Source organism: Nonomuraea sp. NPDC048901 (assembly GCF_040649695.1).
Classification (GTDB): Bacteria; Actinomycetota; Actinomycetes; order Streptosporangiales; family Streptosporangiaceae; genus Nonomuraea.
In genome coordinates this window covers 33,485-60,264 of record NZ_JBEZFW010000006.1, presented here as the reverse complement: position 1 = coordinate 60,264, position 26,780 = coordinate 33,485, and the positions used below count along the sequence as shown (strand labels likewise).

The window sequence follows — 26,780 nt, the reverse complement described above, 5'->3', positions numbered from 1 at the left end:
ATTCCATAAGGAACAGCGAGGAGTCACGACATGTCATACCCTGACGCGCGATACCTGGCCGACACCGGTGAGGCGAGCGGAGTCCTGCGCTCGGCCGACACGCCACCGGACCTCCGCATGTACGCCCCCGGTGCCGACCCCCGGGGCACCGACGTCCACTACCTGGGCACCGGCGCGACGACCAACGGCGCCTTCGGCCTGTACCGCTGGGAGATGGGCCCGCGCCCCGGTGGCGCCAGTCCGCACTTCCACCGGACGATCACCGAGTCGTTCTACGTCCTGTCCGGCACCGTCAAGCTCTACAACGGCAAGGAATGGGCGGAGGGCAACACCGGCGACTTCCTGCATGTGCCGGAGGGCGGCGTGCACGGCTTCCGCAACGAGTCCGGCGCGCCCGTCTCGATGCTGATCCTGTTCACGCCGGGGGCGCCGCGCGAGGCGTACTTCGAGGAGCTGGCCGACATCGTCAGCACCGGCAAGCAGCTCACCGACGAGGAGTGGACGGACCTGTACCTGCGCCACGACCAGTACATGGTCCCGTGACGCCGCACTTCACGCTCTCGGCCACCGTCCTGGAGTCCAGGGACGCCAAGGCCCTGGCGCTCTTCTACCAGCGCCTCCTCGGCTGGCGCATCGGAGAGGAGGAACCCGGCTGGGTGACCCTTCGCCCCCCGCATGGCGGCGGCGCCGGGCTGTCGTTCAGCACCGACGAGGCGCACGTGCCACCCGTCTGGCCGGCCGGCCCCGGCGACCAGCAGATGATGATGCACCTCGACCTCGAGGTGGACGACCTCGACGAGGCCGGCGCCCACGCGTTGGCGGCAGGCGCGACCTTGGCCGACTACCAGCCACAGGAGGACGTCCGCGTCTACCTCGACCCAGCCGGCCACCCCTTCTGCCTGTGGATCCGTTAACCAGCGGTGACGAGATCCTTGGTCGGCGCCTCGGCGGCAGCCTCTTCCTCATGCCCCTCGACCGACAGGTTCGGCAGAAGACGGTCCAGCCACCGCGGACACCACCAGTTCAGCCGCCCGAGCAGCACCATGGTGGCCGGGACGAGGAAACCCCGGATGATCGTGGCGTCCACCGCGACGGCCACCGCCAGCCCCACGCCGAACGTCTTGACCATCGGATCCGGATAGGCGATGAACGCGACGAACACCGCCACCATGATGAGCGCCGCCGACGTGATCACCCGTCCCGTCGCACCCAGCCCCTCGGCGACCGCGCGACTGTTGTCACCATGCTTGAGGTACGCCTGCCGTACAGACGTCAACAGAAAGACCTCATAGTCCATCGAGAGCCCGAACAGCACCGCGAACAGCATCAACGGCACATAGCTCTCGATCGGCACACTGAAGAAGATCGTCTGGAGGTACGAAGCGTTGGACGGCGCGTCCATGCCGACCAGCCCGCTCCCCAGGCCGAAGGAGAAGACCAGCGCCAGCGCGCCGAAGGCGGCCCCCAGGGAGACCAGGTTCATCAGCGCCGCCTTGATCGCGACCACCGGCGCGCGGAAGGCCAGCAGCAGCAACAGCGCGCTGAACAGCACGACCACACCGATGACCAGCGGCGTCCGCTCGGCCATGAGGTCGCCCGCGTCCACCATGGCGGCCACCTTCCCACCCACGTGCAGCCCGACGCCGGGCACGGAGATGGCCCGGACGTCCCGCACCACCTGGGCGGAGCGGGTGTCGCTCGGCGAGTAGTCAGGGATGGCCTGGATCATCACCGAGCGGCCGGAGGTGTTCACCTTGGCCGGGGCCACGTGCGCGATGCCGTCCACCGCGTCGATCTCCCGTGAGATCCGGTCCACGACGGGATCAGTGGCCTGCGCGACCTTACCGGGCAGCGTGGCGATGACGATCAGCGGGCCGTTGCCGCCGGGGCCGAACCCGGTGGCCATGAGCTCGTACGCGCGCCGCGAGTCCGACCCCTGCGCGCCGTACCCCGCGTCGAGAGGTCCGAGCTTGAGCGCCAGGGCGGGCGCGGCGAGGGCGCCCAGCACGAGCACGCTCGACAGCAGCGCCCGCCACGGCCGCCGCGCCACCCACGACCCCAGACCGGCCCACCCGGACCCTTCGGCCCGCTTCCTGCCGAGGAACGGGATCCGCAGCGAATTGACGCGATGCCCGAGCAGTCCCAGCAGGGCGGGCACCAGCGTGACGGAGGTGAGCACGGCGCTCACCACGGAGACACCGGTGATCCACCCGAGCGTGCTGAGCAGCGGGAAGCCGCCGAACATCAGCGCGCTCAGCGCGATGATCACCGTGCCGCCCGCGAACACGACCGCGCCGCCCGAGCTCGCCACGGTACGCCGGACCGACTCCGCCACGCCCACGCCGGTCTCCAGCAGCCGGCGATGCCGCGACAGCAGGAACAGCGCGTAGTCGATGCCCACGCCCAGCCCGATCATCGTGGCCATGATGCCCGCCTGCTTCGGCACGTCCACGACGTACCCGAGCAGGCCGATCACGCCCAGTCCCGCGGTGACGCTGACCAGCGCGGTGAAGATCGGCACCAGCGCCGCCGTCAGCGTCCCGAACGCGAACACCAGCACCAGCAGCGCGCACACCACGCCGATGATCTCGCTGGGCCCGGTCTTGATCTCCTTGTCGGCCGGGGTCGAGGCGTCGGCGGGTACGACCTCCAGCCCGGCGGCCCGAGCCGGGTCCGCGGCCTTCGACAGCGCCTGTGTGGTCTCGGCGAGCTTGGTGTTGTCGTGCCCCTCCATGCGTACGGTGATGAGGCCGATGCGCAGGTTCGGGGCGAGGCCGCCGCTCCGGCCCGGCGTGTCGACCGCCACCACGTGCGGCATCGTGCGGATGCGGTCCGCGGCCTGCTCCACGGCCCGCTTCCTAGGCTGGTCGATGAGCGTGCCCTTGTCCGAGTAGAGGACGAGCTGCACGGTCCCGCCCGGCGCGAAGCCGGGGCCGAAGCCCGTGAGCATCAGGTCATGTGCCCGCTGCGCGTCGGTGCCGGGGATCGTCACGTCGCTGCTCACCGGGCGGCCCAGCGCCAGGCTGCCGCCCATCAGTCCGACCGCCGCGATCACCCATAACGCCAGCACGATCCGCCCGTGCCGTGCGCACCAGCCACCCAGTCGTCCAAGAAAGCGCGTCATCGCCAGATCCCCCAACTCGACGGCCGTCCTGTACGGTCGTACAGAGCTACGTTAAACACGAAATATCCGGAAGGCTGTAGATCACGGGGAAATGAGATGATGAACACACCCGACGACACGCGTTCCCGGATTCTGGCCGCCGCCAGGGAGCTGTTCGCGACCCATGGCTATGCGGCCACCTCGCTGGCCGACATCGCCGCCGCCGTGGGCCTGACCAAGACGGCCGTGGCCTACCACTTCCATCCCAAGGACCGGCTGGCCGCCGAGCTCACCGCGCCCGCCGGCGACGACGTCCTGGTCCTGCTGGACACCGACTTCGCGGGCGACAGGCAGGCATTCGTCGAGGCACTGGCGACCTTCGTGGTACGGCACCGCACGGTGATCCGCCTGCTGATGGAGGACATCGTCGGCGCCGACGACGCGTTGCCGGGCTCGCGGGGCGAGGCCATCAGGCCGTTCAGGGACGAGATCTTCGCCCGGCTCGCCGGTCCTGACCCCGACGCCGCTGCCAGGATCCGTGGCTGGGCCGTGATCGGCGCCCTGCAGTGGGGCGTCGTGCAGACGATGGACCTGCCCGAGGAGACGGTACGCGACCTGCTGGTCCGCACCGCCCTGGCCATTTAGCGGCCCGTCACTCGCTTTCTCCCGCATCCTCGGCGGCCTGCGCCGCCTGCTCCCTGACGGCGATCGCTTCCTCCGCGTGCGCGGGTTCCCCGGCCTGCCGGGACCACATCTGCAGCGTGTCACTGAGGTAGATCAGGTACGTGACCCGGTCGGGGTCGTCGGCGGTGGCGGCCTGCACCGCCTGCCTTCCGGCGGCGACCGCCTCCTCCAGATCCGCCAGTTCCAGCGTGTCCCCGAACCGCAGCAACAGCGCGACCCTGAGGTTGTTCAGTGCCGAGGCCCGGTTGAGGTCGTCGGCGGGCATGACGGCCTCGATGCGTCGCCACGCGTCCACGGCCTGGTCGGCGAGGAGCGGATCGTCGGAGGTCACTGTCCGTTGCAAAAGGTCGGTGGCCAGATCCATGGCCTCGTCGAGCACATGCGGAACGATCCTCTGCGGCAAGGGATTGTCGTCATAGATCTGACAGCGGGCGAACGCCTTGACCGCTATTTCCTTCTCATCGGGGCTCTTCCCGTCGAGCGCGAGATACCGGAACCAGTGGAACCAGCCCACCGTTGAGAGAACCGCGATGTCGGGCTGTCCGTCATCGTGGGCCGCGAACAGGCGGCGGGCGTGTTCGAGCAGCGCCGGATCAAGCGTGCGAGAGACGTCCTGATCGGCACTGACGCGGTCCAGGCACTCGTTCAGCATGGCCAGCGATCCATTTGCCAAGGGTTCTCTCCTTTGTCGGCCGTTATCCCGCTATTTCATGATGCCTCGTTCGATGATCAGCGGCGGGTCACCGGCTAGAGGCCCAGCACCTCGCGTTCGACGTGATCGAGCGCCAGCCGTACCCCGCCAAGAGCGACGGACTCGTCGCCGAACGTCGAGGCGACCACCTCCGGCGCGCTCAGGCAGAGCTCGGCCAGGTGGCGGCGGAGCGGGCCGAGCAGCACGTCGCCCGCCCGCGAGTAGCCGCCGCCGATCACCAGCAGATCGGGATCCACTGCCAGCACGAGCGCCGCAGCGCCGATCGCCAGGTTCTCGGCGTAGCGGTCCACCCGGCGCGCCGCGAGCGCGTCACCCGCGCCCGCCGCCGCGAACACCTCCGCCGCGCCGCCCTCCTTGGCCAGCTCCGCCGCGGCGTCCTCCCAGCCGACCTGGCGCAGCGTGCCGATCTCCCCCGCGGCGCCCGACCGACCCCGATGCAGGCGCCCGCCGATGAGGATGCCCGCGCCCGGCCGGTGGCCGACGAGGATGTAGACGACGTCGGAGGCGTGCTGGGCGCTGCCCCGCCAGTGCTCGGCGAGCGCCGCCAGGTTCGCGTCGTTGGCGGCCAGCGCCGGGCAGCCGAACCACCGCCCGGCCACTCCCGCCAGGTCCACGCCCGTCCACCCCGGCAGCGTGATCGACAGCGACACTCGCCCCGAGCGGTCGACGATGCCCGGTGTGCCCACCGACACGGCCAGCACCCGCGCCCGCGAGACGCCCGCGCCGTCGACGCAGGCCAGCGCGGCGCGGCGGGCCGCCGCCAGCCGCTCGGGCGCGGCGGCCTCCTCGGAGACGGCGGCCCGCTCACAGGCGACGACCTCGCCGTTGAGGTCGGCCACCGAGACGACGATCCGCTCGCCGCCCACGTCGACGCCCACCACATAGCCGGCGTCCGCCCGGAACTCGAACCGGCGGGCGGGCCGTCCCATGACCCCCTCGTCGGGCGGCACCTCCCTGACCCAGCCCCGATCCTTCAGCTCCTCGAGCACCGTCTCGACGGTCTGCCTGGACAGCCCGGTGATCCGGCCGAGCCGGGTCAGCGTGGACACGCCCTCGCGCCGCAGGGCGCTGAGCGTCGCCTGGGTGTTGACCTTGCGCAACAGCGAAGCGTCTCCCGGCCGGAGCTCGGTCAACTTTCGTGACCCTCTCTCATAACTTCCCTATTGACGACCGAATCCGCGGATCCTAGCATCGGCCGACATGCGGTAACTAGTTACATAAGTGGAGGCGTACATGGTGACTCTCGCCATCGTCGGCGCGGGTTCTCGGGGCACCTCCTACGCTCGCCATGCCGTCGAGTCCGGCGGGGCGCGGGTGGTCGCGGTGGCCGATCCGGTCGAGAGCCGCCGGGCCAGGCACCCCGGCGCGACGCCGTACGCGGACTGGCGCGAGCTGGCGGCGCTCCCTCGGCAGGCGGACGCCGTGATCATCGCGACGCAGGACGCCGATCATGTCGAGCCCGCGGTGCGGTTCGCCGAGCTGGGCTACGACATCCTGCTGGAGAAGCCGATGGCCGTCTCCGAGGAGGATTGCCGGGCGATCGTGGCCGCCGCCGAGCGTTCCGACGCGATCTTCGCGGTCTGCCACGTACTGCGCTACACGCCGTACACCCGCGCGCTGAAGGCGCTGCTCGACGCCGGCCGGATCGGCGAGATCGTCAGCATCCAGCACCTGGAGCCGGTCGGGTGGTGGCATCAGGCGCACTCGTACGTACGCGGCAACTGGCGCAGGTCCGATGAGTCGACGTTCATGCTGCTCGCCAAGTCCTGCCACGACCTCGACTGGCTCGTACACCTCACGGGCAGGCAGGTCACCAAGGTGTCGTCGTTCGGCGGTCTCCAGCACTTCCGGCCGGAGCACCGGCCCGAGGGAGCGGCCGACCGCTGCCTCGACTGCACCGTCGAGGACACCTGCCCCTACTCGGCCAAGCGCATCTACCTGCCGCTGGCGGGCAAGGATGCCTGGCCGCTGAACGTGGTCACCGACGACGTCTCCGAGCGCGGCGTCCTCGAAGCGCTCAGGACCGGCCCCTACGGCAGGTGCGTGTACGCCTGCGACAACGACGTGGTCGACCACCAGGTGGTGAACCTGGAGTTCGAGGGCGGCGTCACCGTCGCGTTCACCATGACTGCCTTCACCCCGGCCGCGCACCGGCAGACCCGGATCTTCGGCACCCGCGGCTCGATCGAGGGCGACGGCGACCGCCTCACCGTCACCGACTTCCTCACCGGCGGCACCGATACCGTCGACACCCGCCCCACGGGCGACGGCACCGCCGGCGGTGGGCACGGCGGCGGTGACGAGGCGCTGGTGGAGGCGTTCCTGACGGCGGTACGCACCCGCGACCGCGCCCAGATCCTCTCCTCACCGAGCGAGAGCCTGCACAGCCATCTCATCGCCTGGGCGGCCGAGCGATCCCGCCTGCGGGGCGAGATCGCGGTAGTCACACCCGAGGCCGTCAGTCCGGCGGCGGGGTCTCCACGGTGACCGTCGGTGTGGGCTCGGTCGGATCGGGACCGCCCTGGCCTTCGACGCCGACGGTCACGACCACGGCGGCCCCCGCCTTGGCGCAGCTCCCGGCCGCGACGCTCTGCGAGAGTGCCACGTCCACCTGAGCGTCGTCCGTGACCACCTGCGTCTTGAAGCTCACGGCGAACCCGGCCCCCCGCAACGCCGCCCGAGCCGCCGCCTTGGACTGCCCGACGACGGACGGCACCGTCGCTCCGTTGCGGGCGACGACCAGCGTCACCTTCGTACCGCCCGAGACCCGCGTCCCCGCTCCTGGCTCGCTGGACAGCACCTGCCCCTCCGGCCGATCGGAGCAGGTGCTCTTCGTCCCGCCGACCACCAGCCCGGCATTGACCAGCGCCGCCTCAGCCTGCTCGCGCTCCACCCCGACGACCGCCGGCACCGCCAGCCCCGCCGACACCTGAAGCGAGACCGTGCTCCCCCGCGCCACCGTGGCCCCTCCGCTGGGACTGCTGCCCAGCACCTGGCCGATCTTCCGCCGCGAGTCGACCTGCGTGACCTCCCCCACCACGAACCCGGCCCGCTTGATCGCCGCGACCGCCGCCGACCGCCCCATCCCGGCCACCACCGGGACCCGCACCCCGGCGACGCCGACGGACGGTCCCTGGGTGGAGGGCACATGGCTCTCCCCCGCCTGCTCTCCCCGCTTGGTCGCCGCCCGGGTGGGCGGGGACGTGGTCGCGGGCGGCTCGGTCGTCACGACCGACGGCTGGACGGCCGCTGCCTGCGGACGGGCCTCCTTCTCGTCCCTGAACGTCGGCACCAGCACGCTGACCAGCACGGCGCCACTCACCAGGAGCGCGGCGGTGACCGCGAGCGCCGCCCGGCCCACCGCCTGACGGGTACCCTTCCGCCGCTCACCCGACAGCCCCACGGGACCGCCACCGGAAGAGACAGCGCCGTCATCGGGAGAGATGGCGCCGTCGTGGGGCGGACCGGCTTCCCCGGCACCATTCCGCCGGGCGTCCGACTCCCCGGCACCGTGCGGCCGGACGTCCGGTTCCCCGGCACCGTTCGGCTGGGCGTCCGGTTCCCCGGCACCGTTCGGCTGGGCGTCCGGTTCACCGGCACCGTTCGGCTGGGCGTCCGGTTCACCGGCGCCCTGCCGCGGGACCGTCGGCGACCAGGACGCGACGCCCTCCGACGCGACACCTTCCGCCGAGGCGCCCGGCCACCGGTAACCACCGGCCGCCCCCGTCGCCTCCGGTTCGGCCATCGGGTAGGGCGGCGGCAGCCGGTCCGGCACCCCGTTCGCCACCGACGGGGCGGGCGTCACCCGCAGAATGTGCGACGGCGGCGAGCGCAGCACCTCCGGCGGCGCGGAGCCGGCGTCACCCAGCAGCGCCAGCAGCAACTCCCGGCTGGTCGGCCGGTTCTTGGCGTCCTTGTCCAGGCACGCCACCACCAGCTCCCGCAACGACCCGTCCAGCCGTCCGAGCTCCGGCGGCGCGGTCAGGATGCGGTGCAGCACCGGCGCCACCGAGTCCTGCCCGAACGGCGCCGACGCGTTGGCCGCGAAGCACATCGTGGCGGCCCACGAGAACACGTCCGCCGCTCCCGTGAGCGCCGACGCGGTGATCTGCTCCGGCGCCATGTACGCGGGCGTGCCCACTCCCCGCCCGCTCACCGTGGCCGCCGCGTCCAGCGCCCTGGCCAGCCCGAAGTCGATCACCCGTGGCCCGTCCGGACCGAGCAGCACGTTCTGCGGCTTGAAGTCGCGGTGCACGATGCCCGCCCGGTGAATCGCCGCCAGCGCGGTGACCGTGCCCACGGCGAGCCGTTCGAGCGCCGATCCACGGCGCGGCCCGGTGAGCGCGACCTCACGCTGCAGCGACGGCCCGTCCACGTACTCGCTCACGATGTACGGCCGGCCGTCGTCGAACCCGGCGTCCATCACCTGGGCCGTGCAGAACCGCGCCACGTGCTTGGCCAGCTCCACCTCCCGCAGGAACGCCACCTTCTCGTCCCCCACGGGCCCGTGCAGCAGCTTGACCGCGTAGACGTCCTCGGCCCTCGTCCCGAGGTACACCACGCCCTGGCCGCCCTCGCCCAGACGCCCGGACAGCTCGTAGGCGCCGAGCCGCCGCGGATCCCCCGTTCTGAGTGGCTGTGCCGTTGGCACGGGGTTGCCTCCCCTCGCCGCCACCCACCTTCTGCATCCACTCTGCATCCAACTGAAGGCAACGGACGCCGGACAGTCAACGGTGATCGACGCAATGCCGCCTGACCGTGACACAGCCGGTCAAGAATGTCGTGAGAGCGTGCCTGAATAGGTAATGTCCGTGTCACCCTGACGTGTCATCTTGATGACCACCTGGTCGGGCTCCGGCGTCGGGAACACCCGCAGCGTCCCCGGAACACACCCTTCGCCCTTGACCCGATCGAGCGTGAACACGAGCCGGCCCCTGATCGGACTCAACCGCCCCGAACAACGCAGCCCCACACCCCATCGCAGGGCCGAGCCATCGTCCGCCAGCTCCATCGCCACCGGGAAGACCGGCCCCGTCCCGGCCGTCCCCGCGCGGACTGACGCCGTGCCGGCCGACCCGGTCCACTCTCCCACCAGCCCTGGGCTCTGCGCCCCCCGCAGCCAGAGCACGAACCCGGCCACCCCCATGACCAGCCCGGCACCGGCCACGGCCACCTGCCACACCCGTGCCCGCCGCATCGCCTCGACCTTGTTTGGGAGCCCCTGAGATTACGGCAGTCTCCGATCAACTGCCACCGGCTGAAGCCGGTGGTTCGCCCGACGAATCCGGGGCGCGAGGTGCGGTGGAGCTGTGGGATCGTGGAGGCTTTGACGCCACGTCCTGTCCGCCGTACCCGGGGATTTGTCATGGAATTTCGGATTATGGGGGCATTGTCGGTACGCGACGGCGCCGAGGATCGCACCCCTACTGCTCCGAAGCACCGTGACCTGCTGGCGATGTTCGTGCTCAACGCCCGCCGCCCGCTCACCGTCGAGCGACTGCGAAAGCTGCTGTGGCCGCTGGAGGAGGGCGACCGGTCAGACTCGCTGATCCGCGGCTACATCGGCCAGCTCCGGCAGCTGATCGGCAAGGACGTCATCACCACCGTGTCCGGCACATACACGCTGGCCATCAACGACGATCAGCTCGACGTCGGTCGCTTCCGCCGGCTCATACAGGAGGGGCTGGCCGGGCGTGACTACCGGAAGCTGCGAGAGGCGCTGGGCCTGTGGCGCGGGCCGGTTCTGGCGGACGTGGATCCTGACGCGAGGCGCTGGGCCGAGACCGGGCGGCTGCGCGAGGAGCTCGAAGAGCTTCGCCTGCTCGCCCTGGAGCGCCGGATCGAGCTCGACCTGGACGCGGGCCGGCACCGCGAGCTGCTGTCCGAGGTGCGGAGGCTGGTCGCGCAGCACCCGCTCTGGCAGGGTTTCCGCGGCCAGTTCATGCTGGCGCTCTATCGCAGCGGGCGGCGCGTGGAGGCGCTGGCCGCGTACACGGCGCTGCGCGACGAGCTCGACAGCGGGCACGCCATCGAGCCCGACGCCGAGCTGCAGCTGCTCTATCACCGCATGCTGCACGACGACGTCATGCTGCACGTCTCCGCGGGCCCGCCGGTGCTGTTGCCGCGGGACGTCGCCCACTTCACCGGCCGCGCCAACCTGCTCGACCAGGTGTTCTCCGGCCTGGTGGTCGTGCACGGCCCGGCCGGGGTGGGCAAGTCGGCGCTCGCCGTACGCGCCGCCTGGCGGCACAGAGAGCGCTTCCCCGACGGGATCCTGTACGCGGACCTGCGCGAGTCCACCCGGCCCGGCGCGATCCTGGAGGACTTCCTGCGCTGGCTCGGCTGCCCGGCCCAGGCGGTACCGGCATCGGAGGGCCAGCGGCAGCGGCTGCTGCGCACGTACACCGCCAACCGCCGCATGCTCGTCGTGCTGGACGACGCCGCCGACGAGTCCCAGGTACGGCCGCTGCTCACCTCATGCCCCACCGTGATCACCAGCCGGTCGGCGCTCGGCGGGCTGACCGGCGCCGTACGGCTACCGCTGGGCATCCTGGACGACGACGAGGCCCGTGAGCTGCTCGTCAAGCTCATCGGCGAGGAACGGGCGGACGACGGCGGGGTGCGGGAGCTGATGCGGTTCTGCGGCGGGCTGCCCATCGCGCTGCGCATCGCCGGCTCCCGCCTGGCCACCAGACCAGGCTGGACCCCTGGCTACCTCGCGGGCCTGCTGGAGGACGAGTGCGAGCGACTGGACCGCCTTCACTCGGGCGACCAGACGGTCCGCAGCGTGTACGCGGTCGGCTACGAGGGTCTGCCCACGCCGGCGCGCCGCATGCTGCGGCTGCTGGGCGCGCTGTCGGCCCCCGACGTCGGCGACTGGGCCGCCCAGGTCTTCGGCGACCAGGCCGACACGCTCGTGGACGCCGGCCTTCTGGAGGCGCACACCGTGGACGTGGCGGGCCAGGTCCGCTACCGCATGCACGACCTTACCCGGCTCTACGCCCGCGAGCGGCTGGTGGAGGAGGAGGGCGTGCATGCGGTACGGGACGCGCTCGCGCGGCTCCAGGCCGTGGTGATCGCCCGGGCGCAGGCGTCCCGGTTCCCGCTGGTCTCCGGTGAGCCGACCATGCGCAGCTTCGTGACCAGGGACATCAAGGAATCGGTCGAGTGGCTCGTCGCCGAGCGCGCGTTCCTCGTCGCCCTGGTCGAGGACCTGTACGGGGCCGGGCTCGACGAGGGCGCATGGCGGCTCGCGCATCTGCTGGGCCCGTTCTTGGAACGGCGGCGCTTCCTGGACGACTGGCGACCGGTCACCGAGACCGGCCTCGCGGCGGCGCGGCGCACGGGTGACGCTCGCGCCGAGGCCCTGCTCTTGCGCGACCAGGGCGACCTGTGCCGGGCCGAGGGCCGGTGGCCAGAGGCGCTGGATCTGCTCACCCAGGCGCTCGGGGCGTTCACGAGCCTCGGTACGTCCAGCGGCAAGGAGGCCGCGCAGATCCGGCGCAGGATCGGCCAGGTGTACCTGGAACAGGGCCGTCTGGACGAGGCAGAACGCCAGCTGACCTCCTCTCTGCACGCCTTCAGCGGTGGGAGGGCCGGCGCCGAGGCGCAGCAGGCGCTTGGCGCGGTGCTGCGGCGGGCCGATCGCCCCGACGAGGCAGCCGACCGGCTCGCCGCCGCCGCGGGCTTCTTCGATGCTCTGGGCGACCGGCACCGGCACGCCGATACCCTGCTGGAGCTGGCCGCGGCACGGCTGGCGCAGCGGCGGGTGCCCGACGCCAGGGACTGCGCGCAGCGGGCCAGGTCCATCGCCGTACGGCTCGGCGACCGGCTGCTGGACGCGCACGCGCTGCTGGCGCTGGCCCGGGTCAACCGGGCTGAGGGCGACCGCGACGCGGCGCGCAAGCTGGCCGAGGACGCGTTCAAGATCTTCGACGGCATCGCCGACGAAGCCGGCAGGGCGACCGCGCTGGACCTACTCGCCGCCCTGGTGCGAAGAACTGGTGTGACGCCCTGATGTGACGGCTTGCTCCGGCGGCTCAACACCGCCTCAACATCACCCGCACCAGACGTCTCACACTTGGTCGAGCGGATCAGTACCGTATGGAGCATGCTTGCCCCTCTGGCCCCTGAGGATCCTCCACGTCTGGGTGATTTCGAGCTGCTGGGCCGGCTCGGTGAGGGCGGCCAGGGGATCGTCTACCTGGCCCGCGATCCAGTTGGGCAGCGGGTGGCGGTGAAGGTGCTGATCAGGGCCGACGCCGAGGCCCGCGCCCGTCTGGCCCGCGAGCTGGCCGCGGTGGAGAGCGTGGCGCCTTTCTGCACCGCACGCGTGCTCACGGCCGTGCCGGACGGGCCGCGGCCGTACGTGGTGAGCGAGTTCGTGGACGGGCCGACGCTGGCGGAACGGGTGCACGAGCACGGCCCCCTGCACGGCGGCGAGCTGGAACGGCTGGCCGTCGGCACCACGACGGCCCTGGCCGCCATCCACGCGGCCGACGTCGTGCACCGCGACTTCAAACCGAGCAACGTGCTGCTCGGCCCGGACGGTCCCCGGGTGGTCGACTTCGGCATCGCCCGAGCGGACGGTGTCACGACCATGACCAGCGGACTCATCGGTACCCCTGCCTACCTCGCGCCCGAACAACTGAGCGGCGCCCCCGCCGCACCCGCCTCGGACGTCTTCGCCTGGGCAGGCACCATGGTCTTCGCCGCCACCGGCACCTCCCCGTTCGCCGCCGCGAGCATCGCGGACGTGCTGAACCGCATCGTCACCCACGAACCGGATCTGTCAGCGGTCCCGCCGCCGTTGCGCGACTCGATCGCCGCCGCCTTGGAGAAGGACCCTTCGCACCGGCCGGCGGCGGGCGAGCTGCTGTCCCACCTGATCGACCCGGTCTCCGGTGGCCGCGGCCGGTCGATCGTGGAGCTCACCAGCCTGGGCAGCCGCCTCGCCGCCGAACCGGCCGACGATCGGGGAACGTCGGCCGCGACCGGCGGTCGGGATCTTGCCGGGGCGGCCGGTCGTGGGGGCACCGCGGAACCCACCGGTCGTGGGGGCACCACGGGACCGGCTGGCCGTGAGGGCACCGCGGGACCGACCGGGGAGCCGGCGGCCCCGCCCTCCTCGCGGGCTCCGGTGCTCATGGGGTGGACCACTGGGCGGGGCCGCCGTGCCGCGCTCGCCGTGGCGGCGGCGCTGGTCGTGGTCGTGGTGGGGGCGCTCGCCTGGTTGCGGCCGGTCGGCGGGACGGGGTCTCAGGCGTCTTCAGGTACCGGTGAGCCGCGCTCCTCGGCCGCCTCACATCCCGACGCTTCCGCCCCCACCTCCGCCGAGCCCTCATCGGCCGCACCGTCGGGCTCACGGGAGGTCTCGCCCAGCGGGTCGGCGAGTCCGGGTGTGTCGGCGGTCCCGGGCGGGGGGCTGCGGGTGTCCGACACGTTCGGGCGCACGGTCAGCACCGGATTCGGTACGACGGACGACGGGGAGCGTCACTGGTCGGTCGGCGTTCCGGCGAGCGGCTACTCGGTGGACGGCAAGAAGGGCCGGATCACGATGCCCCCCGGAGCCGGCTCCAGCGCGTACCTGGACGGAGTGAAGGAGACCAGAACCGACCTCGGCTTCACCTTCGCCTGCGACAAGCCCCCCACCGGCGGCGGGATCTACGTGTCCGCCGTGGGACGCAGGATCCCGACAGTCGGGGGGTACCGGGCGCACGTGAGCCTGCGGCCCACCGGCAAGGTCCTGTTCCAGCTGATCCGCTCCGAGGCGGGCCGCAGTGAGATCGACCTCGCACAGCCGCTGCGGGTCCCCGGGCTGACCGCGGGCGCGGGCATCGCGATGCGGGTACGCGTCCAGGTCACCGGCACGTCGCCGACCACAATCCGCGGCAAGGTCTGGGCCATCGGCGCGCCCGAGCCGGACTGGCTGCTCTCCGTCACGGACGCGACCTCCGGGCTCCAGGTCCCGGGTGGGGCCGGCGTCCTGACCTACTTGTCCCGTACGGCCACCGACACCCCCGTCACGGTGACCGTGGACGACCTCTCCCTGACCGCAACCCCGGGGTGACGTGCCTGGTGACCTCCTGGCGCTTCCTCCCGCCCCTGAAGGATCGGGTTTCCGCGCCGCGATTCAGATGAGCCGGGCGTACTGGTCGAGCAGCGGCAGGATCTCGTCGGCCGATCCGCTGGGCAGGCTGGCCACCGACTCCTCGATGCCCAGTTCGGCGTAGTAGTCGAGCTTCTCCCTGGTCGGCAACGTCCCGAAGGGGATGACCTTGGCCATCGGCCGCCCGGCCTTGTCGCAGGCTTCGCGCAGGGCGGGCAGCGCGGCCTTGATCCCCTTGCCGCCGATCGGGATCCAGCCGTCGGCCCACTCGGCGACGTGCGCGAACAGCTTCGGGCCCGCCGCGCCGCCGATGTAGACGGGCGGCTCGGAGATCGGCTTGGGCCACGACCACGACGGCTCGAACCCCTCGAACTCGGCCACCTCGTCCCGCCACAGCTTCCGCATCGCCAGGACGTTGGCCCGCGCGACCTCGCGCCGCTGGTCGTACGGCACGCCGTGGTTCTCGATCTCCTCCACGTTCCAGCCGAAGCCGACGCCGACCACCACGCGCCCGCCGGAGAGCTGGTCGAGGGTGGCGATCGCCTTGGCGGTCACGATGGGGTCGCGCTGGGCGGCGAGCAGGATGCCGGTGCCGACGACCAGCCGCTCGGTGACGGCGGCGGCGAACGACAGCGCGACGAGCGGGTCCAGCACCCGCTTGTACTCGTCGGGCAGTTCGTCCATCCCCATCGGGTGCGGTGTGCGCCGCGAGATGGGGATATGGGTGTGCTCCGGTACGTAGAGCGAGTGGAACCCGCGTTCCTCGGCAGCCTTGGCCAGATCCACGACCGGCATGCCCAGATCCGTGGTGAACATGGTGACACCAAGCCGCATACGTCTCTCCTTGACGTCAACCAAGCGATTGCTCGGCTAAGATTTCTAGAGTAGCTTGCCGGTCAGAGAAGCGCCCCGCGGAAAGAGGTCTCCCGGTGAAGTTTTCCATCTTCCTGAATCCCCAGATTCCGGGCTCCGGATACGCGGCCGAGGAGAACGCCAAGGCCAAGCGGCCCATCGGACGTGACACGGAGTCGTACCAGAAGCTGCTGCACGAGGTACGGGAGATAGCCGTCCACGCCGACCAGATCGGCTTCGACGCGCTGATGATGACCGAGCACCACTTCCACTCGGAAGGCATGGAGTTCTCGGTCAATCCCCTGATGTTCCTCACCGACCTCGCGGCCAGGACCGAACGCATCCTGCTCGCCCCGCTCGGCATGGTGCTGCCGGCCTGGGACCCCATCCGGGCGGCGGAGGACGTGGCGCTGCTCGACCAGTTCTGCAAGGGACGGCTCCGGCTGGGCGTGGCCAGGGGCTACCAGAACCGGTGGATGAACGTACTGGGCCAGCGCTGGCACGCGGCGGCCGCCCGCTCCGACGGCTCGGCCTCCGACACGCGGAACTTCGACGTCTTCGGCGAGGTGCTGAAGATCATGAAGATGGCGTGGACCCAGGAGACAATCCGCTACAAGTCCGACGTACTTGACTACGAGGTGCCCTATCCGTTCGACGGCATCGAGGGCTGGCCCGCCTTGGAGTGGACCAAGACGTTCGGCGCCCCGGGTGAGATCTCGGACGACGACAAGGTGCAGGCCGTCTCGGTCTGCCCGCGGCCGTACCAGAACCCGCATCCCGAGCTGTGGCAGCCGTTCACGATCTCCGACCGCTCGGTCATCAGGGCCGCGCAGGAGAACATCCTGCCGTGGATGTTCACCCCGAACCCCGACGACCACGCCGCCAAGGCCAAGCTCTACCAGGAGGAGTCCGCCCGGCAGGGCCGTGACTACAAGCTGGGCGAGCACACCGGCATCCTCAAGATCGTCGGTATCGCGGACACGACCGAGGAGGCGATCAACACCTTCGGCCGGAGCATCCCCAAGGACTTCGCCGCCTTCTTCGGCCCGTTCGGCTACCTGGAGGTGCTGCGGAAGAAGGAGGACGAGAAGCACAAGCCCATCTCCCCCGAGAAGGGCGACGCCAAGCGCATGAACGACGTCGAGATGGCGCTGTTCGGCACCCCCGACGACGTCAAGCGCGGCATCCAGCGGATGCTCGACCGGATGCCCGACCTGGAGTGGTTCGGCCTCTACATGCAGGGACAGCAGGGCGTGCTGCCGCTCGACACGGTCAAGCGGAACCTGGAGATGTTCGCCACCAAGGTCATTCCGGAGTTCCAGTGAGATTCTGGCTGGGAGCCTCATTCGCGGACACCGACCAGTTCCTGGAGCTGGCCAGGACGGCTGAAAGGTGTGGGTTCGACACGCTCACCCTGTCGGACCACCTCTTCTACGCCGACTTCGCGACGCCGTACCCCTATTCCAAGTCCGGCCGGCCGCGCTGGACCGCCGAGACACACTGGCCGGACGTGTGGGTGACGATCGGCGCGATGTCCGCGGTGACCACCACGCTGCGCTTCGCCCCCAACGTCTACATCGCCCCGGCGCGCGACCTGTTCACCGTGGCCAAGCAGGTGTCCACGGCGGCGGTGCTGTCGCGGGACCGCGTCACGTTCGGGGTGGGCGTCGGGTGGTGCGCGGAGGAGTTCGCCGCCACCGGCCAGGACTTCCACACGCGTGGACGGCGGCTCAACGAGATGATCCCGGTGCTCCGGGACCTCTGGACCGGCGGTACCGTCACGATCGACGGCCTGCCCGAGCTGTCCATCTCACCCACCCCCGCCGAGCCGATCCCGGTCATGGTGGGCGGCGACAGCGAGGCGGCGCTGCGCCGGGCGGCCAAGCTGGGCGACGGCTGGATCGGCAACCGCATCTACACGGAGGAGCAGCTCGACACCGTGCTCGACTCCTTACGACGGTTGCTGGACGAGAACGGCAGGACCGGGCCGTTCGAGATCATCGCCCCGCTGGCGGTGCTGCCGGACGCCGACACGTACCGGCACTTCGCCGCCAAGGGCGTCACCGGGACGATGGCCGCCCCGTGGTGGCTGGCCACCCCTGAGGAGAAGCAGCGGTACGGCGAGGGCACCCTGGAGCTCAAGATCGCCACCATGGAACGCTTCGCGGAGGAGGTCATCGCGAAGATGTGACCCCTGCCGCGGCCGGCTGTCTGTGAAAGCAAGGCCCGGCCTGCTGGAGATCTCCGAAACGGGTGAGTCGCGGTGGGGGCATCAGGGGTGAACGAGAGGGCCGCGAGGTCGAGGTCACGACCCTCTCCGGTGGTCTGCCGGCTTAGCCGACCGTCGTCTGTGCTGCTCGAAGGAGTGCCGGATCCACATCGGGAACGGCGAGCCTCGGGTTGTGACCCGCCGCGACGACCCTCATGACGAATCCGGCGGCCTCCTCCAACTGCCGGGCGCAGTTGAGTCCACCGACCACCGCGGGCCGGGCACCAAGATCTTGGATAAGCGCCGCAGCGCGATCGAGAGCACCCGAGTCGTCGCCGCAGATCGCCACGACCGGTGCTGACTCCTGCGGACCCACGTACGGCCACGAGGCTCCCGCGAACAGGTGGAGCGCTTTCACCACGTGCGTCCCGGGAGCGGTGTGCGCCACGAGCGCCGCTGCCGAGCCGGATGTCGGCTTCAGCTCACAGGTTGAGTAGTCGACGGGGTTGGTGCAGTCGATTACGGCCTTGCCGGCCAGTGACCCCTCGGGGGCGCCGACGAGAGATAGCGCCGCCTCCAGCCCTTCCCATGGGACCGCAACCACGAGCGCGTCGACCCGGGTTGCGAGGTCCGTGGGATCGACAGCCTTCGCCGGAGGGCCGATCTGGTCGGCGGCCGCCTTGGCGTGCAGGGAGTTGCGCCCTGTCACCAGCAGCGAGTGACCGGCCGGAGCCCAGGCCCGGCCAAGCGTCACGGCCAGGTTTCCGGTCCCCAAGATTCCTATGTTCACAGCGATCTCCTCTGTCTCGAAGCTGTGCTCTTGGGACGCTACGAATGGAGCTCCTACCATTTGGTAGGAGAACGAGGCGATACTGGGTTTCGTGCTCAAGGGGTCCTGCCAGACATTCATCTCCGACTGCCAGGTGCGCGCGGCGGCCGAACTTATCAGCCACGCTTGGGATCCTGTCGTGCTCTCGGCGCTGCGCCTGGGGCCAACGCGACGCAAGGACCTGCTCACGAGGATCGCGGGAGTCAGCGACAAGGTGCTGACTCAGGCGCTAGATCGTCTCCTGGCACGCGGGCTCGTCGTGAGAGGCAGCAGCGCCGACCCAGCGTCAGCGCACACAGGCACGGTCTACCGGCTCTCCACGCTGGGGGAATCGTTCGCCAATGGGCCCCTCGCGCACCTCGCACAGTGGGCCGCCGACAACCAAGACGATCTCGTCGGCCGATCACCAACGTCATGACCATGGCGGCTTCCACCTGGTCGCATCCGCCCGGGGAACAGCCACAGGGTCGGCCGGGAGCAGTCCGCTCACTATTTTGCGACGCTGGCGGTCAAGCCGGGCTGACCCAGCCGTGGGCCGGCCGAGATGGCCGTGTCTCCGAATGGCCAAGTGGAGCGCTGTGCCGGCCCGACCCCCACTAACTTCGCTGGGCCGTCATGAGGGGGCGGCCGGGGGCAGGCCCAGCTCGGCCATGGCCAGGTCGACCAGGGACCCCGGCACCTCGTCGACCGCCCCGATGCGCACGAGGGCGGCCAGCCCGAGGTAACCGCTGTAAGCCGCCAGCACCCGCCTGCGCGCCTCCTCCTCCGGCTGGCCGAGCTCCCGCAGTACGTCCTGCATGAAGTCCAGGCGGCGTCGGCTCACCCGCCGCACCACCTCGCCGACCAGCGGATCGTCCACCTCGCTGATCAGCCGGAACGAGATCGCCGCGTTCTCCGCGTCACCGAAGGCCAGGTCCAGCAGGGTCCGCATGCGCGCCACGGGCTCGTCGAGCGACTCCAGCCGGGCGATGACCCGCTCGGTCCCGGCCTCCCAGTGCGCCAGGGCCGCCTCGACCAGTGCCCGGCGGTTGGCGAAGTGCCAGTAGAAGCTGCCCTTCGAGACGCCGAGGCGTACCGCGACGGGCTCCACCGCCACGGCGCCCAGGCCACCCTCCGCGAGCGCCGCCAGCGCGGCCCTCGCCCAGTCGTCGGGCCCCAACCGCTCCGCCACCGCACGTTTTCCTCGCTCAGCCACCCCACACCTCCCCTCGCTCGACCGCACCCCGCCGACGGACACCGTCCCGCTCCGACAGCCTGCCATACGGCGGCGTATAGTCGCCTCCATACGCAACCGTATGGAGGCCGCGAGCAGGCCCCGTGCACGAGGAGCCCCCCATGCCGACGCTGGTAGACGACTTCATCCCCCGCCCGGACGCGGCGGAACTGCACTCGATCGTGATCAACGCCTCCCGTGACCGCGTCTGGCAGGCACTCATCCACCTGGACTCGCGGGACATCCGCCTGGCCAAGCCGTTGTTCGCCATCCGGCGCCTGTTCTCCCGCTCCTCCGGTGACCGGCCGAAGCAGGAAGCGCCCCCCTTCACCCTGCTGGCCGTGGACCCGATGCGGGAGATCGTCCTGGGAACGATCGGGCAGTGGTGGCGTCTGGGCCGCGCCGAGCACGCCCCGGCGATCGGCGACGAGGACGACTTTCGCGCCTTCGACCGGCCCGGTTACGCCAAAGGGACGTTCAGCTTTCTGCTGGACGACGCGGGGCCGGGGCGCATCCGCCTGGTCACCGAGACCAGGGTGCTCGCCACCAGCCCCGACGCCCGCCGCGCATTCCTCCGCTACTGGATCGTCATCCGCCTCGGCAGCGGCCTGATCCGCCACATCATCCTGTTCGCCATCCGGGCCCGCTCCTGATCCGCCGCACCATCCGGCGCGTGTGACGGCGGGAGGCGGAAGTGCTCTGATCGGGCGATAGCCTCGTGTCGTGCTGGATAAGATCGCGGCGACCCGATATGTGACGCCGTTGCGCGAGGGCGGATCGTTGCCGGGCGTGGTCGAGGCGGATGATCTCGGCACCTACGTGGTGAAGTTCCGGGGAGCGGGCCAGGGCCGCCGCGTGCTCGTGGCGGAGATCATCTCGGGCGAGCTGGCCAGGCGGCTCGGACTTCGTACTCCCGAGATCAAGCTGATCGACCTCGACCCGCAGATCGCCATCCGGGAGCCCGACGAGGAGGTGCAGGACCTGCTCAAGGCGAGCACCGGCCTCAACCTGGCGATCGACTTCCTGCCCGGCTCCCTCGGGTTCGAGCCGCTGACGTGGACGCCCGACCGGATGTTCGCCTCGCGGGTGGTCTGGTTCGACGGCCTGATCCACAACGTCGACCGCAGCTGGCGCAACCCCAACCTGCTCGTCTGGCACCGCGACATCTGGCTGATCGACCATGGCGCAGCGCTCTGGTTCCACCACAACTGGCGGACCGCCGACCCGCGACGGCCGTTCGACGTGGGAGACCATGTGCTGGCGCCGTTCGCGACTCACCTTGAGGCCGCAGCGGCCGAGCTGTCCGCGAAGATCACTCCCGAGCTCCTGGAAACCGTCACCGCGCTGGTGCCCGACGAATGGCTCGACGACGAACCCGGCTTCGACTCGGCGCAGGCCGTCCGCGACGTCTATGTCGACCACCTGCTCCAGCGCGCGCGGGCACCGTACGAGTGGCTGAGACCGCCCGCCACCCCGGTCGGCGAACCCACGGGCCCGGCCTCCGTCGGCGAGTTCTGGCGGGGAGGCGACCGATGAGCAGGGACGTCTACGAGTACGCGGTGATCCGCGTGATGCCGCGCGTCGAGCGCGGCGAGCTGATCAACGCGGGCGTGCTGCTCTACTGCCAGCCGCGCTCCTACCTCTGCGCGCGGGTCGATCTCGACGCGACCCGGCTGCGCGCCCTCGACCCGGCGGTGGACATCGACGGTGTACGACAGGCGCTCAGTGCCTACGAGCTGGCCTGCGGCGAGGAGGCCGGACCGCTGGCCAAGGAGTCGCTCGGCGGCAGGTTCCGCTGGCTGACGGCACCGCGCAGCACGATCGTGCAGACCGGGCCGGTCCACGCCGGTCTCACCGCCGACCCGGACACCGAGCTGGCCAGACTCTTCGACAAACTGGTTCGGCCCTGACCCCAGACGGCCCTGACCCCAGACAGCCCTGACCCCAGACAGCCCTGACCCCAGACAGCCCTGACCCCAGACGGCCGCACCAGCAAGGTACACCGGACCGATATCCGTGCCTCACCGGATTTCGGGAGTGCGGCGTCGAGAATGGGCTCCGGCCGCGGTCAGGCTGGGTCGGGGGCGCAGGCGGTTTCGTGTGGCCGTCCGTCCTCGACCCTCGCGATGGGCTCGCCGACGAGATGTTGTAGCGCGCTCTGCAGAGAGTTCCGCGCCGAGGGGGCGAGGTCGGCCAAGAGCCGGTCCTCGATCGCCTCTATGTCGGCGCGGGCGGCTTTGAGGGCGTGGCTGCCTTCGGTGGTGACCTCGATGATGCGGGCCCTGCGGTCGGCGGGGTCCGGCCGGCGGCGCACCAGGCCAGCGCTTTCCAGTTCGTCGAGGATAAGGACCAGCTTGCTCTTGTCGACCGATACGGCCTGGGCGAGAGCGAGCTGGGAGCTGGCAGGGGCTTCAACGATGGCCATCAAGACCGTGTAGCCCCACAGGGTCATGCCGTGCTCACGTACGGCCGCGCTCTCGGCTGTGGCCAGACCCTGCTTGAGCCGCGCGAACAGCCAGTGCAGGTCCTGGTGCAACCAGCTGCCGGGCGAGCCTTCCGGGGCGGGAGCGTTGGCCATGCCCAGCATAATACCAAACTCATATGTTCTTGACTTGCAACTATCTTGCTCTATATTGATTGCGATTCCAGACCATCTTGAATGTGAGGCAATTTTGTGACGCATCTCCTGCATCTGGACGCCAGCGGACGCAGCGACTCGTTCTCGCGCAGGCTCGGCAGGACCTTCGTGACCGGGTGGCGGGCCACCCATCCCGACGGCATCTACACCTACCGCGACCTCGTGGCGGACCCGGTGCCACCCATCGACGAGAACCGGGTCCACCTCGCCACCCAGTCATCCGTGAACGGGGTGCGCGACATCGAGGCCATGGACAAGGTGGCCGCGACCGCCCCCGAACTGGCCAGGAGCTGGGCGGCCACCCGTCCGCTGGTGGAACAGCTCCTCGCGGCCGACGTCCTGCTGCTGGGCGTGCCGATGTACAACTTCACGGTGCCCGCCGCGCTCAAGGCGTGGATCGACCGCGTGACCCTGCCCTGGCTGCCGCTCAAGGGCAAGTCGGCCGTGGTGCTGAGCGCGCGCGGCGGGGGCTATGGGCCGGGCACACCCCGCGAGCAGTTCGACTTCCAGGAGCCCTACCTGCGCGCCTATTTCTCCGTGCTCGGGCTGGACGACGTGGAGTTCGTCCATGCCGAGCTCACCCACGCCACGGTCATGCCCTTCCTCGCCCAGTTCCGCGACCAGCACGAGGCCTCCCATGCCGCGGCGCTCGACGCGGTGCACGCCCTGGCGACCCGAGCCCGCGCCGAGATCCCGTCCGCAACCTGACTCGAGAGGAAATCGCATCATGAACACAGATCTCAACGGCCGCGTGGTCCTGATCACCGGCGCGTCGACCGGCATCGGAGCCGCGACCGCCCGCGCCTTCGGGCGCGAAGGCGCCCGGGTGGCGATCACCTACCGCAACAACCCCGACAGCGCCGAGAAGGTGGCCGCTGACGTGGAGTCCTCCGGCGGGCAGGCGCACGTCGTCCGACTCGACCTCGAAGACCTGCCCACCATCGACCAAGCTGTCGCGAGCGTCATAGAGCGCTGGGGAGGCATCGACGTCCTCATCGCCAATGCCGTGCGCTGGGGCGGCGACGGCCCGCCCGACCCCAGCCTTCGCTTCGAGGACGTCCCGCTGCAGGAGTGGGACGCGATGATCGGCGCCAACCTGATCGGAACCGCGGCCACGGTCCGCGCGGTCCTGTCCAGCATGCGCGCCAAGGGCTGGGGCCGTATCGTGCTGATCTCCTCGAGCGTCGCCGAGGAGGGCCTGCCCGGCCCGGGCCCCTACGGCACCGCCAAATCGGGCCTGTACGGGCTCGCCCGTAGCCTGGCCTGGAACGGCGGCCCGGACGGGATCCTGGTCAACGTCGTGGCACCGGGCTTCACCCTGACCGACAGCCGCCCCGACATCCCGGCTTTCGTCACCGACGCCCTCGCCGCCGCCACCCCCACCCGCAGGCTCTCCCACTCCGACGACGTGGCCAACCTCATCGTCTTCCTGGGCTCGGGAGCCAACGGCAACCTCACCGGCGAGGTGATCCGGGACGGCTCCGCCGCCGCACGCGCACCGCACATCGGCGGATAGCAGCCCCAACCCGCACCACACGAACGTGCTCCCCGCCCGGCCGGGCGGGCGGGGACTACCAGACGGCGGGGCGAGCTGGTTGGCCACATGCGCGCCGAGGTCACGGCGGACCAGGTGCGGGCACAGGTCGAGCCCGCCGCCGAGTCCCGCGGCGGCAAGGGCGAACGCGCCATTGCACTGACCGAGTCACCGTCACCCGCGGTCACACCTTGACCAGCGACTCCCAGATCCCCATCACCAAGATCATGGCTAGAACAGGACGGACATGAACGTGTCGACCTCGTGGAAGCCCACCTTCCGGTAGACCGCCCGGGCCGAGTGGTTGAAGTCGTTGACGTACAGCGAGACCACAGGGGCGAAGCAGTCCAGGGCGGCGTCCACGACCGCGGCCATCCCGGCCACCGCGTGTCCCTGGCCGCGCAACGCGGGGTCGACCCACACCCCCTGGATCTGGCAGGCATGGGGAGTGACCGCGCCGACCTCGGCCTTGAACACCACGCGGCCGTCGTCGATGCGCGCGTAGGACCTGCCGATGCGGATCAGCTCGGCAACCCTGGTCCGGTAGAGGGCGCCGCCGTCGCCGAGGTTGGGTGAGACCCCCACTTCCTCGGTGAACATCGAGACGCAGGCCGGCAGCAGCGTCTCGAACTGGTCCGGGCGGACCCGCCGGACCAGCGGGTCGGCGGGCACGGGCGACCTGCGCGAGGTGGCCATGACCGGCTGTGCCCAGCGGATCGTGCGGGCCCGGCCCCAGTACGGCTCCAGGCGTTCCCACAGCAGCGAGACCGCGTCGGCGGGACCCACGATGGACGAGCAGCGGCGGCCCTGCTTGCGGGCGCGGTCGGCGAAGGCGTGCACGGCTTCGGGACCGGCGTTGACCGGCACCATGTTTGCCCCCGCGTAGCAGAGCGAGACAAGCCCGCCGCGCGGCCCGAAGCCCCACATCTGCCCGCCCAGCCGCGCCGGATTGAGTCCGACGGTCCGCACCCGGGAGGAGACGAAGACGTTGGCGACCGGATCGAAGTCGAGCAAGGCAAGGGCTTCGTCCCGGTCGCTGTCATCGAGCACACGCGACGCCGATGTACGCAGCATCACATGGTCAGACTACGCGAACGACCACCGAATAGCTCATCTGGTGAGGAGCTCGGTGCGCCTTTCGTGACCAAGAGGACTAACGGCCGCCATATGGGCCGTGGGCTTGGGCGCCGGCAGCTTGTCACAGTTGGCGGTGTGCCGCGGCACCGTGCCGTCGACCAGGTACGCGATCAGGTGGCGGTCCACACACTGGTTCCCCGACAGCGAAGACCCGTGGTTGCCGCCCGCGTCGACGACCATGCGGGCGCTCGGGAACAGTTTGCGCATGTTCAGGGCGCCTTGGTACGGAGTCGCGGCGTCGTCCTTCGACTGGATCATCAGGATCGGAGGCAGCCGCTTGGACGCGTCGATCTTGACCGGAGTGCCGCCCGGCACGGACCAGAACGCGCACGGGGCGTTGTACCAGGCGTTGGACCAGGTGAGGAACGGCGCCTGCCGGTACACCCGGGTCATGTCCGTCCGCCACTTGTCCCAGGACCTGGGCCACTGGGCGTCGCGGCACTGCACGCTCAGGTAGATGGCGTAGCCGTTCTCCTCGTCGGCGTCCGGCTTGCCGTACTTGTTGTAGACGTCGACCAGGGCCTTCCCGTCGCCCTGCCGCACGTACCTGGACCAGGCGGCGGCCAGGTCGGGCCAGATCCGGTCGCTGTAGCCGGCCACGGTGAACGTGTCGTCGAGCTCGCTCGGGCCGACCACCCCGGCGGCCGGGCGGTCGTGCAGCCTGGAGCGCATCGCGTACCAGGCGAACGAGCTCTGGGTGAGCGAGCCGCCGAGCTTGTAGACGGCGTTGTTCTTGGCGGTCCAGGCCAGGAAGGCGCGGTGCCTGCGCTCGAAGGCGCGGTCCTGGGCCAGGTTGGCCTTGTACCAGACGCCGTCCGGGTCGACCGTGCTGTCCAGGACGAGGTGCTTGACCCGGTCGGGGAAGAGCGTGGCGTAGACGGCGCCGATGTAAGTGCCGTAGGAGTAGCCGAGGAAGCTGATCTGCGACTCGCCGAGGGCCGCGCGGATGCTGTCCATGTCGCGGGCGGTGTTCTCAGTGGTGAGGTGGGGCAGCAGCCAGGCGTACAGGTCGCCGCATCGGCTGGCGTATTCGCTGGCCCTGCCGAGCAGCACCTTCTCGTCTGCCTCATCGCGCGGCACCGCGTCGGGCCTGGGCGGGGCGTAGTAGACGGCGGGGTCGACGCAGTGCATGGCGGGCTCGCTGTTGCCCACGCCGCGCGGGTCGAAGCCGATGATGTCGTAACGGTCGGCGGCCTTCTGCGAGAGCGTCGCCGACACGTACTCGGCCAGCGACCGGCCCGAGGCGCCCGGCCCGCCGGGGTTGACCAGCAGCGGGCCCAGATAGTCGCCGCCGTCGCGCGACACTTTGGCCTTGATCCGGTTGAGCGCCAGCGTGATCGACTGCCCTGTCGGCTCGTTGTAGTCGAGCGGCACCCGCACGGAGGCGCACTCGACCCCGCTCACCCGAGGCGCGGACCGTCTGATGACCGTCCCAGAATCGGCCTCGTCCGTCTCCGTCTTCGATGATGACGACGCCACTGGACAGGCCCCCCAGTCCAGTCCCGAACTCACGGCGCGCCCGGCGGCCACGGCGCTGCTCGCTCCCCCGACCACCGGCACCAGCATCGCCATCCCGACGATCACTCTTACGACCCGCTTCACACGGCCTCCCATTCGATTGGCAGACCGATGGTCTCTGAGTAACCGAGTCATGACGCTGGGTATGGAAGAACGCTTACCATTCTGTAATCGCCCAATTGCCCGCCGTAATCCACTCCCGGGCGGCCGGGGTGCCCGGTTTGCCCCGCCACTGGCCAAGAG

At 70.5% G+C, this 26,780-nt stretch carries 25 protein-coding genes; 14 read left to right on the top strand and 11 right to left on the bottom strand.

Annotated features, from left to right (window positions below; all coding sequences use genetic code 11):
- The first annotated feature begins 30 nt into the window (after positions 1-30).
- Together AB0C30_RS21510 and AB0C30_RS21505 are read left to right on the top strand one after the other, a co-directional pair.
- The gene (locus AB0C30_RS21510) at positions 31-543 is read left to right on the top strand and encodes a cupin domain-containing protein (RefSeq protein WP_357946511.1); all 513 of its coding nucleotides are present in this window, start codon (positions 31-33) and stop codon (positions 541-543) included.
- Positions 540-914 carry a VOC family protein gene (locus AB0C30_RS21505; protein WP_357946508.1) on the top strand — a complete coding sequence of 125 codons (375 nt, stop codon included), beginning with the start codon at positions 540-542 and terminating at the stop codon, positions 912-914. The genes AB0C30_RS21510 and AB0C30_RS21505 overlap by 4 nt, the downstream gene beginning before the upstream one ends.
- Here AB0C30_RS21505 and AB0C30_RS21500 read toward each other — a convergent pair.
- The gene (locus tag AB0C30_RS21500; protein ID WP_357946505.1) at positions 911-3,124 is read right to left on the bottom strand and encodes an MMPL family transporter; all 2,214 of its coding nucleotides are present in this window, start codon (positions 3,122-3,124) and stop codon (positions 911-913) included. The genes AB0C30_RS21505 and AB0C30_RS21500 overlap by 4 nt on opposite strands.
- Positions 3,125-3,220: 96 nt before the next feature.
- Between AB0C30_RS21500 and AB0C30_RS21495 the strand changes: the two genes are divergently transcribed.
- Entirely contained in the window at positions 3,221-3,748 is a 528-nt protein-coding gene (locus AB0C30_RS21495; RefSeq protein WP_357946503.1) for a TetR family transcriptional regulator, read from the top strand.
- 7 nt (positions 3,749-3,755) lie between these two features.
- Here the strand turns inward: AB0C30_RS21495 and AB0C30_RS21490 are convergent, their stop codons facing one another.
- Entirely contained in the window at positions 3,756-4,460 is a 705-nt protein-coding gene (locus AB0C30_RS21490) for a hypothetical protein (protein ID WP_357946501.1), read from the bottom strand.
- Positions 4,461-4,534: 74 nt separating this feature from the next.
- Positions 4,535-5,632: an ROK family transcriptional regulator gene (locus tag AB0C30_RS21485; RefSeq protein WP_357946500.1), complete on the bottom strand. Its 1,098-nt coding sequence runs from the start codon at positions 5,630-5,632 to the stop codon at positions 4,535-4,537.
- A 100-nt stretch (positions 5,633-5,732) separates the two neighbouring features.
- On the opposite strand from AB0C30_RS21485, the gene AB0C30_RS21480 reads away from it, so the two are divergent.
- The gene (locus AB0C30_RS21480) at positions 5,733-6,986 is read left to right on the top strand and encodes a Gfo/Idh/MocA family oxidoreductase (RefSeq protein WP_357946497.1); all 1,254 of its coding nucleotides are present in this window, start codon (positions 5,733-5,735) and stop codon (positions 6,984-6,986) included.
- On the opposite strand, the gene AB0C30_RS21475 is transcribed toward AB0C30_RS21480, so the two are convergent.
- Together AB0C30_RS21475 and AB0C30_RS21470 are read right to left on the bottom strand one after the other, a co-directional pair.
- The gene (locus AB0C30_RS21475) at positions 6,958-9,150 is read right to left on the bottom strand and encodes a PASTA domain-containing protein (protein ID WP_357946494.1); all 2,193 of its coding nucleotides are present in this window, start codon (positions 9,148-9,150) and stop codon (positions 6,958-6,960) included. The genes AB0C30_RS21480 and AB0C30_RS21475 overlap by 29 nt on opposite strands.
- 120 nt (positions 9,151-9,270) lie before the next feature.
- A complete protein-coding gene (locus AB0C30_RS21470; RefSeq protein WP_357946491.1) occupies positions 9,271-9,696 on the bottom strand; it encodes a hypothetical protein in 426 nt (141 codons plus the stop codon).
- A 168-nt stretch (positions 9,697-9,864) separates the two neighbouring features.
- On the opposite strand from AB0C30_RS21470, the gene AB0C30_RS21465 reads away from it, so the two are divergent.
- Both AB0C30_RS21465 and AB0C30_RS21460 read left to right on the top strand, forming a co-directional pair.
- Complete coding sequence (locus AB0C30_RS21465; RefSeq protein ID WP_357946489.1) at positions 9,865-12,516, top strand: BTAD domain-containing putative transcriptional regulator; 2,652 nt, start codon at positions 9,865-9,867, stop codon at positions 12,514-12,516.
- Positions 12,517-12,609: 93 nt separating this feature from the next.
- Positions 12,610-14,568: a protein kinase gene (locus AB0C30_RS21460; protein ID WP_357946486.1), complete on the top strand. Its 1,959-nt coding sequence runs from the start codon at positions 12,610-12,612 to the stop codon at positions 14,566-14,568.
- 63 nt (positions 14,569-14,631) lie between these two features.
- Here AB0C30_RS21460 and AB0C30_RS21455 read toward each other — a convergent pair whose 3' ends face one another.
- Positions 14,632-15,441: a TIGR03619 family F420-dependent LLM class oxidoreductase gene (locus AB0C30_RS21455; RefSeq protein WP_357946483.1), complete on the bottom strand. Its 810-nt coding sequence runs from the start codon at positions 15,439-15,441 to the stop codon at positions 14,632-14,634.
- 95 nt (positions 15,442-15,536) lie between these two features.
- Here AB0C30_RS21455 and AB0C30_RS21450 point away from each other — a divergent pair, with 95 nt between their 5' ends.
- Positions 15,537-16,784 carry an LLM class flavin-dependent oxidoreductase gene (locus AB0C30_RS21450; RefSeq protein WP_357946481.1) on the top strand — a complete coding sequence of 416 codons (1,248 nt, stop codon included), beginning with the start codon at positions 15,537-15,539 and terminating at the stop codon, positions 16,782-16,784.
- Positions 16,781-17,650 (top strand): TIGR03619 family F420-dependent LLM class oxidoreductase, encoded by an 870-nt coding sequence (locus AB0C30_RS21445; protein ID WP_357946479.1) that lies wholly within the window; start codon positions 16,781-16,783, stop codon positions 17,648-17,650. Before AB0C30_RS21450 ends, AB0C30_RS21445 begins: the two co-directional genes overlap by 4 nt.
- Positions 17,651-17,792: 142 nt before the next feature.
- On the opposite strand, the gene AB0C30_RS21440 is transcribed toward AB0C30_RS21445, so the two are convergent.
- Positions 17,793-18,458, bottom strand: coding sequence for an NAD(P)-binding domain-containing protein (locus AB0C30_RS21440; RefSeq protein WP_357946477.1), 666 nt, complete (start codon positions 18,456-18,458; stop codon positions 17,793-17,795).
- Between the two features lie 91 nt (positions 18,459-18,549).
- Here AB0C30_RS21440 and AB0C30_RS21435 point away from each other — a divergent pair, with 91 nt between their 5' ends.
- A complete protein-coding gene (locus AB0C30_RS21435; RefSeq protein WP_357946474.1) occupies positions 18,550-18,915 on the top strand; it encodes a helix-turn-helix domain-containing protein in 366 nt (121 codons plus the stop codon).
- Positions 18,916-19,110: 195 nt separating this feature from the next.
- Here the strand turns inward: AB0C30_RS21435 and AB0C30_RS21430 are convergent, their stop codons facing one another.
- A complete protein-coding gene (locus AB0C30_RS21430; RefSeq protein WP_357946471.1) occupies positions 19,111-19,692 on the bottom strand; it encodes a TetR/AcrR family transcriptional regulator in 582 nt (193 codons plus the stop codon).
- Between the two features lie 140 nt (positions 19,693-19,832).
- On the opposite strand from AB0C30_RS21430, the gene AB0C30_RS21425 reads away from it, so the two are divergent.
- The 3 genes from AB0C30_RS21425 to AB0C30_RS21415 all read left to right on the top strand — a co-directional run bounded on the left by AB0C30_RS21425 (position 19,833) and on the right by AB0C30_RS21415 (position 21,620).
- On the top strand, positions 19,833-20,363 hold the full coding sequence (locus tag AB0C30_RS21425; protein ID WP_357946469.1) for a hypothetical protein: 531 nt from the start codon (positions 19,833-19,835) through the stop codon (positions 20,361-20,363).
- A 70-nt stretch (positions 20,364-20,433) separates the two neighbouring features.
- On the top strand, positions 20,434-21,246 hold the full coding sequence (locus AB0C30_RS21420) for a HipA family kinase (protein WP_357946466.1): 813 nt from the start codon (positions 20,434-20,436) through the stop codon (positions 21,244-21,246).
- Complete coding sequence (locus tag AB0C30_RS21415; RefSeq protein ID WP_357946464.1) at positions 21,243-21,620, top strand: DUF3037 domain-containing protein; 378 nt, start codon at positions 21,243-21,245, stop codon at positions 21,618-21,620. The genes AB0C30_RS21420 and AB0C30_RS21415 overlap by 4 nt, the downstream gene beginning before the upstream one ends.
- A gap of 158 nt (positions 21,621-21,778) precedes the next feature.
- Here AB0C30_RS21415 and AB0C30_RS21410 read toward each other — a convergent pair whose 3' ends face one another.
- The gene (locus tag AB0C30_RS21410; protein WP_357946461.1) at positions 21,779-22,288 is read right to left on the bottom strand and encodes a MarR family winged helix-turn-helix transcriptional regulator; all 510 of its coding nucleotides are present in this window, start codon (positions 22,286-22,288) and stop codon (positions 21,779-21,781) included.
- A gap of 96 nt (positions 22,289-22,384) precedes the next feature.
- Between AB0C30_RS21410 and AB0C30_RS21405 the strand changes: the two genes are divergently transcribed.
- A complete protein-coding gene (locus tag AB0C30_RS21405) occupies positions 22,385-23,056 on the top strand; it encodes an NAD(P)H-dependent oxidoreductase (protein WP_357946458.1) in 672 nt (223 codons plus the stop codon).
- A gap of 19 nt (positions 23,057-23,075) precedes the next feature.
- Positions 23,076-23,864 (top strand): SDR family oxidoreductase, encoded by a 789-nt coding sequence (locus tag AB0C30_RS21400; RefSeq protein ID WP_357946456.1) that lies wholly within the window; start codon positions 23,076-23,078, stop codon positions 23,862-23,864.
- Positions 23,865-24,113: 249 nt separating this feature from the next.
- Here the strand turns inward: AB0C30_RS21400 and AB0C30_RS21395 are convergent, their stop codons facing one another.
- Together AB0C30_RS21395 and AB0C30_RS21390 are read right to left on the bottom strand one after the other, a co-directional pair.
- The gene (locus AB0C30_RS21395; RefSeq protein WP_357948106.1) at positions 24,114-24,956 is read right to left on the bottom strand and encodes a GNAT family N-acetyltransferase; all 843 of its coding nucleotides are present in this window, start codon (positions 24,954-24,956) and stop codon (positions 24,114-24,116) included.
- 36 nt (positions 24,957-24,992) lie between these two features.
- Positions 24,993-26,621 carry an alpha/beta hydrolase gene (locus tag AB0C30_RS21390; RefSeq protein WP_357946454.1) on the bottom strand — a complete coding sequence of 543 codons (1,629 nt, stop codon included), beginning with the start codon at positions 26,619-26,621 and terminating at the stop codon, positions 24,993-24,995.
- Positions 26,622-26,780 lie beyond the last annotated feature (159 nt).

What these genes read in the sequence shown, in the direction of transcription:
- AB0C30_RS21510 (WP_357946511.1), top strand. Translation starts at nt 31, where the DNA reads ATGTCATACCCTGACGCGCGATACCTGGCCGACACCGGTGAGGCGAGC.
- AB0C30_RS21500 (WP_357946505.1), bottom strand. Translation starts at nt 3,124, where the DNA reads ATGACGCGCTTTCTTGGACGACTGGGTGGCTGGTGCGCACGGCACGGG.
- AB0C30_RS21495 (WP_357946503.1), top strand. Translation starts at nt 3,221, where the DNA reads ATGATGAACACACCCGACGACACGCGTTCCCGGATTCTGGCCGCCGCC.
- AB0C30_RS21480 (WP_357946497.1), top strand. Translation starts at nt 5,733, where the DNA reads ATGGTGACTCTCGCCATCGTCGGCGCGGGTTCTCGGGGCACCTCCTAC.
- AB0C30_RS21470 (WP_357946491.1), bottom strand. Translation starts at nt 9,696, where the DNA reads ATGCGGCGGGCACGGGTGTGGCAGGTGGCCGTGGCCGGTGCCGGGCTG.
- AB0C30_RS21465 (WP_357946489.1), top strand. Translation starts at nt 9,865, where the DNA reads ATGGAATTTCGGATTATGGGGGCATTGTCGGTACGCGACGGCGCCGAG.
- AB0C30_RS21460 (WP_357946486.1), top strand. Translation starts at nt 12,610, where the DNA reads ATGCTTGCCCCTCTGGCCCCTGAGGATCCTCCACGTCTGGGTGATTTC.
- AB0C30_RS21455 (WP_357946483.1), bottom strand. Translation starts at nt 15,441, where the DNA reads ATGCGGCTTGGTGTCACCATGTTCACCACGGATCTGGGCATGCCGGTC.
- AB0C30_RS21425 (WP_357946469.1), top strand. Translation starts at nt 19,833, where the DNA reads ATGCCGACGCTGGTAGACGACTTCATCCCCCGCCCGGACGCGGCGGAA.
- AB0C30_RS21415 (WP_357946464.1), top strand. Translation starts at nt 21,243, where the DNA reads ATGAGCAGGGACGTCTACGAGTACGCGGTGATCCGCGTGATGCCGCGC.
- AB0C30_RS21410 (WP_357946461.1), bottom strand. Translation starts at nt 22,288, where the DNA reads ATGGCCAACGCTCCCGCCCCGGAAGGCTCGCCCGGCAGCTGGTTGCAC.
- AB0C30_RS21400 (WP_357946456.1), top strand. Translation starts at nt 23,076, where the DNA reads ATGAACACAGATCTCAACGGCCGCGTGGTCCTGATCACCGGCGCGTCG.
- AB0C30_RS21395 (WP_357948106.1), bottom strand. Translation starts at nt 24,956, where the DNA reads ATGCTGCGTACATCGGCGTCGCGTGTGCTCGATGACAGCGACCGGGAC.